This window comes from Peredibacter sp. HCB2-198 (genome assembly GCF_045999315.1).
GTDB lineage: Bacteria > Bdellovibrionota > Bacteriovoracia > Bacteriovoracales > Bacteriovoracaceae > Peredibacter.
In genome coordinates, this window is sequence record NZ_CP174607.1 from 3,747,599 (window position 1) to 3,760,196 (window position 12,598).

A 12,598-nucleotide genomic window follows, 5' to 3' on the forward strand; every position below is an offset into this window, starting at 1 on the left:
AAAGAAATAATAATATGAATTTTATTTCATCACGTTCTGAATTTTGATCAACTTAATTTTTATTAGACCAGTGGAAGGAGAATCACAAACCTCGTGTTAAAATGAGCAGGATCATAGAACAAGCTTCCATTATTTCTTTCAATAATGCTTTTTGAAATACTAAGACCAAGCCCCGTTCCCTTACTTGGTTCTTTCGTTGTGAAAAATGGATTCATCATTTTCGCAGCGATTTCATCCTTGATCCCTCTTCCAGAATCAACAACACTAACTTGAAGGAAAGAGCTCTTCTTTTGAACATTGATCCAAATCCAACGATCAGGAAGCCCCTGAATGGCGTCGGTAGAATTATTCAGGAGATTCAGAAGGACCTGTGAGATCTGAACAGAATGTCCTCTTACAACATGAGAAGTATCACCCTGAACTGAAAGCATAATATCTAAATGAGTTAATCGTTCAGTTGAAATCGCAACAACATCATCGAGTACTTTTGAAAAAGGAAAGGACTCAGGAGGGTCCTGACTATCATTACGGGAAAGGTCCTTGAGACCCTGAACCATTTTTCCCATCTTAAAGACGGTCTCATCAATAGAGTTCAAATGCTCTTCGACTTCTTGGCCTTTTAATTTGTCCTTCAAAACAGTTATCTGCAATGTTAACGACTGAAGTGGATTATTAATCTCATGAGCAATCCCACCCGTCATCTCTCCCAAAGCGACTAAATTGGAAGAATGGATGAGTTCATTTTGCTGTTTGGTGATTTCTTTTTGGGCATAAAGAAGTCGCCAGCGGGCGACAGTCAGAACACTCAGGGTAAACAGCATCACAAAACAGATAGCAATCAGTTTTTCATTCGGGTCGGGAACCATACCAGAAAACAAAAGTCCCGTTCCCAGAATATGTTGAGTCACCAGTAAAATGCAGGCCGTGGCAGATAGAATGGCGCCCTTCCATAATTCTTCTAATGAGAATGTGATATGAGGAACGAGTACGCTGGTGAAGTAATAATACTCAAGACCAGACTCCGGCCCTAGTGCATCAGCTGAGACGAAAATAGCATAAAGTCCCACTTGATGAATTAGGGGCCGGGCAATGTCGTAGTGATGTTTACGAATAAACCAAATTCCCAAAAAAATTGCCAGAGTACTGCCAATGAAGAAGTAACATAAAGTGATCTGGCCCGCTTTATAGGTGTGAAGAATATAAAAGACAAAAGCAACAACCGTCCAGTATGCGTCTAACGTGGCGACTTGAATGGCAAACTTCTTCCCTTCATCCAAACCCGGATGAACACCGATTGATAGTGCTTTGAGAAAGCATGCCTTTAATTTGCTCATAAAAATTGAACAAATCCTATAGCACTATGAAAGTGAATTATGAAGAAATGAATAAAATATTAAGGTATAAAAAAAGGGCCCTCGTGAGAGGGCCCTATAAAACTAGATTAGGTTTTCAGGATTCATTGTTTCAAGGTGATGCTTCACACTTGCAAGGAATTTAGAACCTAGCTCACCATCAATTAGACGGTGATCGTAAGTGTGCGTACCGTACATCATGTGACGAATTGCGATTGCATCGTCTTCCATAACCATTACGCGCTTCTTGATCACGCCAGTACAGAAGATACCAACCTGAGGCTGAAGAATTACTGGAGTAGCGATAAGAGTTCCGAATGAACCGTTGTTAGTGAATGTGTATGTACCACCAGAAAGGTCGTCCATAGTAAGTTTTTTCGTACGAGCTTTGTTAGCAAGGATATCAAGCTGACGAGCGATGCCAGTAAGGTTTAGGTCACCAGCATTCTTGATGACAGGAACAACTAGACCGTTACCTGGAACTGCAACTGCACATCCAAGGTGGATGTCTTTCTTGATAACGATGTTATCGCCTTCGATTGAAGCGTTCACAAGAGGATGCTCTTTAAGCGCCTGAACGATAGCGTAAAGAACGAAGTGAGAGAACGTAAGGTTGATACCTTCGCGCTTCTTGAATTCGTCTTTAATTTTGTTACGAGCTTTCACAAGGTTCGTCATATCGATTTCGTCGATAGAGTTAACGTGTGGAGAAGTTTGCTTAGAAGCAACCATGTTCTTAGCAATGGCCTTTCTCATGTTGTCCATAGCAACGATCTCAACACGGCCAGATGGACGAGTTTCAGATACGCCAGATGGAGCAGCTGTTGGGGCCGGAGCAGCCGCTTTTGAAGGGGCCGCAGCTTGCGGAGCAGCTGCCTTAGCTGAACCACGGTTAGCGATATAAGCTTCAAGATCGGCCTTGTTTACACGTCCGCCAGCACCTGAACCTGAGATGTTTTTAAGTTCTGAAAGAGCGATACCAGCATCTTTCGCCATCGCTTTAACAAGCGGAGTATAGAAGCGGAATCCACCTTCTTCTTCAACTGGAGCTGGTGCTGGTGCAGCTGCAGGGGCAGCGGCTTGAGCTGGAGCAGCTTCAGTTTTAGCAGGAGCAGGAGCGGCAGCAGCTGGTTTTGCAGCTGGAGCTGAAACAGCAGCGTTTAGATCGTCTTCGATGATCGCGATAGGACGACCAACATCAACTGTCGCACCTTCTGGGTAAAGAAGTTCAACAATTTTACCGTGAATCGGAGATGGAATCTCAGATTCAACTTTATCTGTAGAGATTTCTAGAAGGATTGCATCTAGTTCAATTACTTCGCCAACATTCTTGTGCCACTTCGTGATGGTACCAGTCGTGATCGACTCGCCCATCTGGGGCATTACTACTTCAACCTTAGCCATAAAATTTCCTCACTTTGAGAGTATATTCGTATTCTTTATAAAATTATAAGTTAAGCGGTCTGCCCTTCGCTGCTAGAACTGCTTCACCTAACCACTCACCAAGAGTTGGGTGCGGGTGAATAGTCGCGAAGATTTCTTCATCAATACCTTCCATTGTACGGAACAATACGTACTCATGGATAAGTTCAGTTGCTTGGGTACCAACAATGTGGGCACCAAGAAGTTCACCGTATTTTTTACCAGTAAGAACTTTGATGAAACCAGTGTTCTCGTTAGAAGCAATCGCTTTACCGTTGGCCATGAATGGAGCTTTACCAACGTTATACTCGATGCCTTTCTCTTGAAGAGCGCGTTCAGTGTAACCAACAGAAGCAACTTGTGGCTGACAGTAAGTACAACCAGCAATGTTCATCTTGTCGATAGCATGTGGGTGTTTACCAGCAAGGTGTTCAGCTGCCACAACACCTTCGTGAGAAGCTGCGTGAGCAAGAAGCGGAGGTCCAGCTACGTCACCAATAGCGTAGATGCCTTTAGTTGTCGTTTCATACATGTCGTTAACTTTGATGAAACCTTTTTCAGTTTGAACACCGGCCTTATCAAGACCGTAGCCTTCGATATTACCAGTCATACCTACAGCAATTAGACCGTAGTCAAACTTGTACTCAACGTTCTTTCCGCCCTCTTTTACTGAGAACGTAACGTCTTTGCCGTTATCTTTGGCCGTGATACCTTCGATACCAAGAGACATTTTAATGCCATATTTTTTATAGGCCTTTTCAACTTCTTTAGAAGCGTCAGTATCTTCGATTGGAAGAAGGTTCTTCTGCATTTCGAATATGTGAACGTCTACACCGAAAGAGTTCCAGAAATAAGCGAACTCTACACCGATGGCACCGGCACCAACGATACCGATAGATTTTGGAAGATTCTCAAGTTTAAGAGCTTCGTAAGCACCAATCAGACGCTTACCATTGTGCTCAAGTCCAGGGAATGAACGGTAGTGAGCACCAGTAGCGATAATTGTATTTGTAGTGTTTAGCTCTTCCTTAGTTCCGTTAGAAAGAGTCACTTCAATTGTCTTTGCGTTCTTGAAAACACCTTTGCCATTGAATACTTCGATTTTGTTTTTCTTCATGAGGAAGGCAATGCCCTTCGACATGTTATCAGCAATCACGTTGGCACGTTTAACCGCAACAGCGCCATCAAGACCTTTAAGATCTACGTTAATACCAAGAGACTTGAAGTCGGCCAATTCATGAACTGAGTGAGCAGACTTAAGAAGAGCTTTCGTAGGAATACAACCACGGTTAAGACATACTCCACCGAGTTTATCAGCTTCAACGATCGCTACTTTTTTACCTAATTGAGAGGCACGAATGGCAGCTACATAACCGCCTGGGCCAGCACCTAAAACAACCACATCAAACGTTTTGGCCATGAGGAGAATCCTTTTGTTACCAACATAACTATAAATGTCCCGAAATCATGGACTTTGCGCCCTGCACTTGTCAATGAACAAGGGGGGTTTTTAGCTAGACGAACGTCTCACAAAAACGCTATAAGACACTCTATGTCAAGGTCGCGCTCGTCTCTGTCATTAACATCTGAGGAAATTGCCTCAATACTTACCCTTTACCCTAAAGGGCTGGTGGCCGTTGACCTCGAAACTACTGGGCTTTCTCCCCTGGTGGACAAAATCATTGAAATCGCAGCGGTTAAGATTACCGAAGCTGGTGAGGTTTCTAGCTATCATCAACTCATTAACCCCCTGATAGATATCCCTGAATTTACGATTCAGTTCCATGGTCTCAGAAATGAGGACCTAAATAATTCACCTACGATTAAAAAGCCCCTGAAAGAATTTTGGGACTTCGTTGGCCGTCATCCCATGATTGCCCACAATTCGACGTTTGATTTGGGTTATCTCATTAAAGCGTCTCATGATTTCCAGATCGAGTTTCCTCCCCTGGATATTTATGACAGTTGCCGATACGCTCGTGCGATTTATAAAAATCAGCCAAACTCTCCGGCCAATTTCAAACTTTCAACTCTAAGTCAGTATGTGGGTTTTGAACTCCAGCATCACGTGGCGATTGAAGACACTTATGCGTGTTTGAAAATCATGGCCCATGTGGCGAAAGAGATGGTTGATCATAAAGTCGCCATGGAAAAAAGTTTTGTCTTTAGGCTTTCAAATTTCGATAAAAATGATTGTTTTAATTTCTCGACTCGTCTGAAAGGACTGACCGACATGGTTCAGAGCAAAGTTCTGGTTGAACTGGATTACCGTGGTGGTTCAGTGAATGGCCGCATCCGACCGGTGCGCCCGATCGGCCTTATGCCTCTGCCTCAAGGTCCGGTGTTGTTTGCTGAATGCCTACTCACTGGTATGAACAAATCTTTTCTTTTAAAAAAGATCAAGTCCTTCCAGAAATTAGAAGCGAGTCTTCTTCAAAGGAACGTTACTTAGATGAAAAATACTTTTATTACGAAAGAAAACATGGGCCAGAGATTTGTTCAGCTCATTATTCTGATTGCTCACTTAGTGCTCTTGAAATGGATCCTCTACACACTATATGAAGGTGGAGTTTTGCCATTTAAAACGTTGATGTTCCACTTCACGGGAATTTCTATCTACGGTGCAGTTTTAATTCGCACTTGCGCCTATATCTACAAACGACAGTACTTAAAGGAGCTCGAAAAGAATGGTCGAGAGCCAAAGCTGGACAAGTAGTTTCAGCACGTCTTTTAAGAACATTCATGAGCTCTACCGCTTTCTTGGTTGGGAACTAACTCCTGCACTTGAGAAAGTGGCGAAGACCTATCCGGTCTTCATTCCCCGTCGTTTAGCCGAAAAGATCAAAATTCAGGGCCCTCAAAGTGTTCTTGCCCGAGAGTTTATGCCAATAGAATCTGAACTCGATGCTGATTTTAAAGGTCTCGAAGATCCGATTGGTGATAAGGCCTATCATAAGGCCCCCCAACTCATTCACCGTTACGAATCGCGAGCGCTTTTTACGCCTACAACTGTTTGTCCGGTTCATTGTCGATATTGTTTTCGTAAGAATGAACTCAATGTGGCTGATGAAATTTTTCAGCAGGATTTTGCCCTGACACTCGCTTATTTAAAAGCGCATCCAGAGGTATCAGAGATTATTTTCACCGGTGGGGATCCGCTAACTCTGTCGAATGAAAAACTCGAGAAATATCTCACCGCCTTCTCTGAAATTAATTCAATTAAAGACATTCGTTTTCATTCTCGTTACCCAGTGATTTTGCCAGAGAGAATTGACGACGGTTTTCTTTCTTTAATGGAAAAATTTGGAAAAAGATTCAGAACCATGACCCTGGCGATCCACGCCAATCATGTGGAAGAGTTTGATGAAATCAATCGCGTGGCCATTCGAAAACTCACCTCTTCTTCAATGCAAATTCTGTCTCAAACAGTCCTATTAAAAGGCATTAACGACAGTACTGAAGCTCTCCTGGATCTTTATCAGGAATTCATCGCTCTGAAAGTTCGCCCTTACTATCTCCACCACCCAGATCAGGTGAAAGGTGGGATGCATTTCTACCTTCCACTGCGCGAGGGACGTGAAATATATCACGGTCTTAGAAAGCATATTCCGGGCTGGGCCCTTCCTCATTACGTGATCGATATTCCAGGCGGACATGGAAAAATCTCGGCCATGAATCCAGAGAGTACCACTTTTTCTGGGCAGCTTATTTCGAAGGACGGCGAGCTGGTGGCGATCCAAGAGCCTGACTTTTTTATTTAAGTTTTAGACTTCTCTGCCTAGTGCGTAATTTCCTTGGTGATCACCTTTTACATTGTTAAGATTTTCTTATGAGTCAAACGATTCTCATCGAGACCAATGATGATCTCAAAAAAATCTATTCGCTGAATTTAAATACGTTCGTTGGAACAGATGTGATCTATCGTCAGAACGCGGACGATGCTCTTGCCCTTCTTCGCATTCTTCCTCAAGTCTCATTGATCATTACCGAGGCCAGAGTTGGTGAAGAGGAAACGGCCCAAAAAATTCACCAATACATTAAACAAGAAGCTCTCAACACCAATATGATTGTGATGGGAGATTGCCCGGGTCTTGCTCGAGAAGTGGTTTGTTTGAAAGAACCAGTGAGCTGGGAAAGTCTCATCCGCCAAGCGGCCTCGCATCTAGGAGTGACCATTCAGGACTCCATTAATCGTGTGAAGCCAGATTACCTTCCGGTAGGACTGTATTACTTCTATGACATTCAGCGGACCCCCTGTGATGTTTATATTCGAATCAAGAAAGGTCCTAGCGACTATCAATACGTGAAACGAATTCACTCGAAGGACGTTTTTGATAAGACGGTGATCAAAAAATACGAAGACCAGGGCCTTAAGGAATTCTATATTCCAAAAGACTATATTCAGTACTTCACGACTTTTGTGACGAATAATTTGGTGGCGAAATTAGAACAAGATGATCTTTCCTTGGAAGAAAGAATTCTTACCACCGCCAATGCCCACGACATTGTTCGCGATACCATTCAACAAATTGGTCTTGATCAAGCAACAATTGATCTCGCGGATGCGGCCATTAACTCTATGGTGAAATCAGTTCAAAACTCTCCGGAAGTGGCCAATCTTCTGAAATTTTTGTTCTCGAACAAGGTCTCCTATGCTTATCAACACTGTCACCTTCTGGCCCTCATGTGCCATTATGTGCTCTCTAAACAGACTTGGTATAAGACTGAACATCTGCAGATTTTAAGTTTTGTTTCTTTCTTCTCAGATGTGACATTGAAGTCTCACCAACAGATGCAAATTTCAAGCATGAGAGAATTTGCGGAATCAAATTTTACCGATGAAGAAAGGCAACAGGTCATGACCCATGCTCTGGATGCAGTGAAATTGATGGACCATCACCCGGACGCAGATGATTACATTAAAACAGTTCTGATTCAGTCACATGGGAAAATGGACGGGATTGGATTTGAAGATGACCCAAGCGAAGAGCTTCATCCACTCTCTCGTGTGTTCATCATTTCAGATTGTTTCGTAAAAATTCTTCTAAACCCGGCCCTGCCTTCTACTAAGAAAGACATTCTGCCTATTCTGGCGGCCCGGTTTACAAACCCGAGCTACCAGAAAATCATTAAGGTCTTAGAACAAAAGTTCGTCTAATTAAAGTTGATACTCGCAGTTCATCAGAACATCATATTTCTTATTCAGAAACTGTCCTACGAACCATCCGTCTCTCCATGGCCTTCCACCCATGATTTGAATCACCAGGCTTGAATTGTTTTCTGCTGAAACATAAGAGTACTTATATTCATCGTGAGTGAAAGCGACCTTGTTGAATTCTTCATTCACCCCGCCCCAGCGGTCCGACTTGGTGTAGATCGCCATCACCATTTCATTATTCATTTCTTTGATAAGTACGCCTTCTACGCCTTTGTTGGTTTCAATGGGATCACACCAAAAAATGGTTTTATCAGCAGCATGAGAAGCAAAAGCAAGGGACAGAAGTAGCGATGCTAGAATTGTTTTCATAAAAATCCTTTTTTATTGAACGACTGACTTATTTTAAGAAGCGCAAACAGCAACGAAAAGGTCTGCTGTGCCGAGTTCAACAAAAGATTAATAAAGATTGATTCGCAAAGTTTTCGGAACAACTAAAAGTTCCTCACCCCGCTCCAAAAACCACGATTGACGGGCCTTCAGCGCAACTCTTACTTTTTTGGGCAACTAAAACCTAAGAGGTATTTATGAAAGCATTGGCCGTTCTAGCAGTTACTTTAATGATCTCGAGTGCGCACGCTTCTTATATGCGAACTACCTGCTCTAACTCTACCGGAACAGTGATGTGGGAGACCGGTTACGAGAGCAATAAAATTAGCCTTAAATACGCTCAATTCGTGGAAGGCACACTTACCCTTGATATCGACCAAGTCGACATCGACTTCCCAAAAGAGGTCCTCATTTCTGAAAAGACCATGAGTAGTTGCGAATATATGTCACATTCAAAGGTCTTTGCCGGTAAGGTCCGCATCACTCCTTCGGCCTCTCACCCTCATGTTTTACGGGGTAATTTCCCGGAAAATATGGTGGAAACCGAGGTGATTTGTACTTTTCAGTCTAATAATGAGCTTCCTTGCCCAACCCGCTAATTTTTTTCAAAATCTTTGAAAAAACTCGGTTGACAAGTTTGAGCGGCTAGCATTAATATCTGATGCACTTAACGCGGTTTTAGCTCAGTTGGTAGAGCGTCTGCTTGCCATGCAGAAGGTCGTCAGTTCGAATCTGATAAGCCGCTCCAAAATTATTCGAAATAAAAAGCCTCCCTTGTGGAGGCTTTTTTTTTGCTCACTTTCACTACGTGCCTTCGGACCTTAATTCATGAGTCTTCCACCCTCTTTCCATCTTTTGGCACCTCATCCCTAAGAATAGCTTAAAAGGTCCTACTGTCTAAAAATTGGTCAGTACGTAATAAATTCCTGACCCGTCAGGGTCGCTCCCACATCTATTAATCAAGGCCTTAAAATACCCATACTTTAAGGAGCCACCGTGAAAATACAACTAACAGTATTAGGATTAATACTCGCCACTAAATTATTGGCCGGAACTACGGCCACCACAATCTCACCTGTGGCCTGGAACATCATCCTTGAAGAAGAAAAAGTTATATCCAAAGTGTTGAACAACTCAAATGAAGATCTCATTTGTTCCAAGCAAGTAGAGGTCTCCATGCATGATGAGACTGGATACGATCGTCAGCGACTTGTTGTTACATTTGCAAATCAAATCATTCCTGCCCGTCAAATGAGATACTTTGAACTTAATAGAAGTAACTTAAACCGCGAATACAAAATGCTCAGCTTCGGTGATGTTAAAACTCATGAAAAAGAAGTTTGTGTCCCATTTAATGGGACCGGTGTCGAGATTACAAAAGCGATTACTGGCGCTCTTAGAAATTCAGATCTTGAGGCCGCAAAACAGGCCTATCAATTGGCCACGAATAAAAACGAAATTAAATATTTAGATCTAAGCAATTCAAACTTCAACTCAGATCTGAGTTTTCTTAATCTGAACTATGTTGATACGACGAATACTCCATATGAAGAAAGAAATCCTCCTACTGATGATGGCAAGGTTTGCAAAAGAAGAAAGAATGCCATCTGTGGATTCATGTATTTCGAAAAACAAAACAAGCTATGCAAGAACACAGAGTGCTGTTTAGCAACCGACAAGAACAATAACTGTACACTTGAATTCAGCTGTTCTCGGAAATCCCTCACTCCTGCCTGGTGCAGAATCGCTGATCACGGGGTCGAAGATGTCTGGAGCTGCTTTAACCAAAAAACAAAATCAGGTGACTGGCGTCTGTGTAATCCAGTTAAGGGGCTTTAAACAATGAAAACATCATCATTCGTTTTTACAACAGTCTCGTTTATAGCATGCATGAGCGCTTGGTCTCATCCAACTGTCCATCCTTCTCATCCAGAAAGTTTCGTAACTATTAACAATATTAAAAATAGTACGAATTCTAATCTTCTATTAGACGACAGGGATCCAAGTGTCATCTATGTTCTTCCCCCAAATAGAGAGATGAATCCGGTCGAAGTTTCTCTCAACAAAGAGGCCTCGAACGATTGTTCGGAAATGGTGAAAGAGGAACAAAAAGTTCAAGAGATCGAAGCTTCGATAGAGAATCTTGAGATCAAAATCGAAGAAAAAGAAGATCAAATCTCTGAATTAGGAATTCGACAACTGGCGATCGTTAAAGAGCAAAATAAACTCGTTCGAGAGCATGCTAATTTAAACACGATTAAGGAATACGATCAAAAATTAGAGGAAGTGATTGGCCTACTGACCGAGGCCCTACAACAAAAGCAGAAGTGTAAAACTGCTGAGTGCAAAGCTACAGAGACAGAAAAGATTAATCAACTCGCCATTTCCAAGGACGAAATAGTCCAAACGATTGATAACTATTTAGACAATTCTCCAGAGGCCGCTCAGTATAAAAAACTAAATACTGAGTATAACGACATCGAAAATCTGGCGCTCAAATTATTTTCAGAGAATGATCAAACTCAAGAAAACATCCAAGCGCTTGAAGGCGAAATTGAACTACTGGATCAGGAAATTGCTTCAAAGCTAAAAAAATCCGTTACGGTTGAACTGTCGTTTAATAGTAACTGGGATGAAAACATTAATAAAATCAAAAAAGAAAATCGTGGTTTTTTATTTGAGAAGGCCCAAATTAACTCTGCTTCAGTAAAAAATGAATTTCTGGATGAAAACTTCAATCGCTATCCAGAATCATTCACAAAAAAATTGGACATTGAGCTTTCACGATACTGTGAATTTAAACATTCTGACTTATTAAAGAAAAAGCATCATAAAGAAGGTCATCAAATCCTGGCCATTACTTATGAATATCTAGTGAACCCTTTGAACTCTGCGACTGTGACCTATGATCTGGCGAAGGCCCAAAACTTCATCAATACTAAATATGATACTCATCCCGTAGAAATTCTTAAAGGTGCTCTCTCTGCTACCCTTCCGGCCACCGCAAGTAAGAGCATGAAGGACTTTTATGGCCTGGAAGTGTTCCAGCTTTATGTGGCCAATAAACTAGTCACTAAAAAATGGTCAAAGACTTTTAAACATCCGGAACTTCCAAACTATGGCTCATTTATGGTTCAGCCTATTCTTAAAGAGCTGTACCCGCTTCCTGCATTTTGGAAAACCTTTCCTTTTGTGCCTCCTCATTTCCCATTCAACATGTACCATGCGGTTTTAAAAATTCCCGTTTCTTTAAAAGGTGCTGAGAAAGTTCAACTAACTCCAGGTCAGCTGACTACACTTGATTGGATCAGTTCAGCGGAAATTAGAAGAGAATAGTATGATCAACTTCAAAACTCTTTTCACTATATCTCTTGCCCTATCATCTACCGTTTATGGGCAAACGGACTTCTGGAATAGAAACGAAGCATGTCGTTTGGTTCAAAACTCAATGAACTGTAGCGGCATTGAGAATGCGGTGAGTTTGAAAAACTGCTACCTCAATTACACTAGAAACGTTAGAGCGTGCTCAGAATGGGTAAAAAGAGATCAAGAACAACGCCTAAAGGCCATCCAGGATAATGGAAGTTCTAAGACCGCAAGTATCAAGAAAAAAGCTTCAGAGGTCCTGGAAAAGAACTACGAAATCTATTCAGGTAAGCACATTGAGACCATTGATAAAACCATGATGGATTTCATCAAAGGTAGTCAGTTTCTCAGAGACTTTATGGGAGTTCTAAACCCTCGAATTTTACCTCAGGTCTATGATATTTCTGATAAGACAGATGCTGCCATTAAAAAGGGCCTTGAAATTTATAAACAGCTTGCATCGTCAGCGCCGGACTCAATGAAATCCTATGAGCAGTTAATTGCTGATTTCAACAAACTTCTCCAACGCCTAAATGTTCAGGAACATAATTATCAATTCGAATATTCACATACAAAAACAAAGATCCTTGCTCTTCAATATGATGAGAACAGGACACAACTTCTTGCGGCCCTTGAAAACACAGGGTTTGTGATTACAGAAATCCAATCCATGAGATCAGGAATTAATTCTTTCAAAGAAGAACTGGCGGCCAGGAAAGATGCCCTTACCCAACCGACCTATAGTCTTTCAACTGGTCAGATTGTTCTCAATAAAATTTGGGACGCCAAAGAAAAACTAAAAACAGCAAAGGATGATGACAAGGACGGTTTAATCAAAGAGATTAAGTTTCTTCAAAAGCTATGCGGCTCATACTATGAAGACCCTTCTGTATGTCAGTTAGAGGGGAAATAA

The 12,598-nt window shown here is 41.8% G+C and carries 12 protein-coding genes and 1 tRNA gene; 9 read left to right on the forward strand and 4 right to left on the reverse strand.

What is annotated here, in order from left to right; all coding sequences use genetic code 11:
• Nucleotides 1-62: 62 nt before the first annotated feature.
• The 3 genes from ACJVC5_RS18755 to lpdA all read right to left on the reverse strand — a co-directional run bounded on the left by ACJVC5_RS18755 (nt 63) and on the right by lpdA (nt 4,194).
• Nucleotides 63-1,334 carry a sensor histidine kinase gene (locus tag ACJVC5_RS18755; RefSeq protein WP_408097078.1) on the reverse strand — a complete coding sequence of 424 codons (1,272 nt, stop codon included), beginning with the start codon at nt 1,332-1,334 and terminating at the stop codon, nt 63-65.
• A 102-nt stretch (nt 1,335-1,436) separates the two neighbouring features.
• Nucleotides 1,437-2,756, reverse strand: coding sequence for a dihydrolipoamide acetyltransferase family protein (locus tag ACJVC5_RS18760; protein WP_408097079.1), 1,320 nt, complete (start codon nt 2,754-2,756; stop codon nt 1,437-1,439).
• Between the two features lie 43 nt (nt 2,757-2,799).
• The gene (gene lpdA / locus ACJVC5_RS18765) at nt 2,800-4,194 is read right to left on the reverse strand and encodes a dihydrolipoyl dehydrogenase (protein WP_408097080.1); all 1,395 of its coding nucleotides are present in this window, start codon (nt 4,192-4,194) and stop codon (nt 2,800-2,802) included.
• 210 nt (nt 4,195-4,404) lie between these two features.
• On the opposite strand from lpdA, the gene ACJVC5_RS18770 reads away from it, so the two are divergent.
• The 4 genes from ACJVC5_RS18770 (at nt 4,405) to ACJVC5_RS18785 (ending at nt 7,932) form a co-directional block, all read left to right on the forward strand.
• Nucleotides 4,405-5,226 (forward strand): 3'-5' exonuclease, encoded by an 822-nt coding sequence (locus ACJVC5_RS18770; RefSeq protein ID WP_408097081.1) that lies wholly within the window; start codon nt 4,405-4,407, stop codon nt 5,224-5,226.
• On the forward strand, nt 5,227-5,490 hold the full coding sequence (locus ACJVC5_RS18775) for a hypothetical protein (protein WP_408097082.1): 264 nt from the start codon (nt 5,227-5,229) through the stop codon (nt 5,488-5,490). It abuts the gene before it with no gap.
• Complete coding sequence (locus tag ACJVC5_RS18780) at nt 5,462-6,535, forward strand: KamA family radical SAM protein (RefSeq protein ID WP_408097083.1); 1,074 nt, start codon at nt 5,462-5,464, stop codon at nt 6,533-6,535. Before ACJVC5_RS18775 ends, ACJVC5_RS18780 begins: the two co-directional genes overlap by 29 nt.
• Nucleotides 6,536-6,603: 68 nt before the next feature.
• Nucleotides 6,604-7,932 (forward strand): hypothetical protein, encoded by a 1,329-nt coding sequence (locus ACJVC5_RS18785; RefSeq protein WP_408097084.1) that lies wholly within the window; start codon nt 6,604-6,606, stop codon nt 7,930-7,932.
• On the opposite strand, the gene ACJVC5_RS18790 is transcribed toward ACJVC5_RS18785, so the two are convergent.
• Nucleotides 7,933-8,301: a hypothetical protein gene (locus tag ACJVC5_RS18790; RefSeq protein ID WP_408097085.1), complete on the reverse strand. Its 369-nt coding sequence runs from the start codon at nt 8,299-8,301 to the stop codon at nt 7,933-7,935.
• A 215-nt stretch (nt 8,302-8,516) separates the two neighbouring features.
• Here ACJVC5_RS18790 and ACJVC5_RS18795 point away from each other — a divergent pair, with 215 nt between their 5' ends.
• The 5 genes from ACJVC5_RS18795 to ACJVC5_RS18815 all read left to right on the forward strand — a co-directional run bounded on the left by ACJVC5_RS18795 (nt 8,517) and on the right by ACJVC5_RS18815 (nt 12,598).
• Entirely contained in the window at nt 8,517-8,918 is a 402-nt protein-coding gene (locus ACJVC5_RS18795) for a hypothetical protein (RefSeq protein ID WP_408097086.1), read from the forward strand.
• 73 nt (nt 8,919-8,991) lie between these two features.
• Nucleotides 8,992-9,067: transfer RNA gene (locus tag ACJVC5_RS18800), tRNA-Gly, on the forward strand.
• A gap of 248 nt (nt 9,068-9,315) precedes the next feature.
• Nucleotides 9,316-10,158, forward strand: coding sequence for a hypothetical protein (locus tag ACJVC5_RS18805; protein WP_408097087.1), 843 nt, complete (start codon nt 9,316-9,318; stop codon nt 10,156-10,158).
• 3 nt (nt 10,159-10,161) lie between these two features.
• Nucleotides 10,162-11,655: a hypothetical protein gene (locus ACJVC5_RS18810; protein WP_408097088.1), complete on the forward strand. Its 1,494-nt coding sequence runs from the start codon at nt 10,162-10,164 to the stop codon at nt 11,653-11,655.
• Between the two features lies 1 nt (nt 11,656).
• Nucleotides 11,657-12,598 (forward strand): hypothetical protein, encoded by a 942-nt coding sequence (locus ACJVC5_RS18815; protein ID WP_408097089.1) that lies wholly within the window; start codon nt 11,657-11,659, stop codon nt 12,596-12,598.

Excerpts from the sequence above, each read along its gene's own strand:
- ACJVC5_RS18755 (WP_408097078.1), bottom strand. The coding sequence starts at position 1,334 with ATGAGCAAATTAAAGGCATGCTTTCTCAAAGCACTATCAATCGGTGTT.
- ACJVC5_RS18760 (WP_408097079.1), bottom strand. The coding sequence starts at position 2,756 with ATGGCTAAGGTTGAAGTAGTAATGCCCCAGATGGGCGAGTCGATCACG.
- lpdA (WP_408097080.1), bottom strand. The coding sequence starts at position 4,194 with ATGGCCAAAACGTTTGATGTGGTTGTTTTAGGTGCTGGCCCAGGCGGT.
- ACJVC5_RS18775 (WP_408097082.1), top strand. The coding sequence starts at position 5,227 with ATGAAAAATACTTTTATTACGAAAGAAAACATGGGCCAGAGATTTGTT.
- ACJVC5_RS18780 (WP_408097083.1), top strand. The coding sequence starts at position 5,462 with ATGGTCGAGAGCCAAAGCTGGACAAGTAGTTTCAGCACGTCTTTTAAG.
- ACJVC5_RS18785 (WP_408097084.1), top strand. The coding sequence starts at position 6,604 with ATGAGTCAAACGATTCTCATCGAGACCAATGATGATCTCAAAAAAATC.
- ACJVC5_RS18790 (WP_408097085.1), bottom strand. The coding sequence starts at position 8,301 with ATGAAAACAATTCTAGCATCGCTACTTCTGTCCCTTGCTTTTGCTTCT.
- ACJVC5_RS18795 (WP_408097086.1), top strand. The coding sequence starts at position 8,517 with ATGAAAGCATTGGCCGTTCTAGCAGTTACTTTAATGATCTCGAGTGCG.
- ACJVC5_RS18810 (WP_408097088.1), top strand. The coding sequence starts at position 10,162 with ATGAAAACATCATCATTCGTTTTTACAACAGTCTCGTTTATAGCATGC.
- ACJVC5_RS18815 (WP_408097089.1), top strand. The coding sequence starts at position 11,657 with ATGATCAACTTCAAAACTCTTTTCACTATATCTCTTGCCCTATCATCT.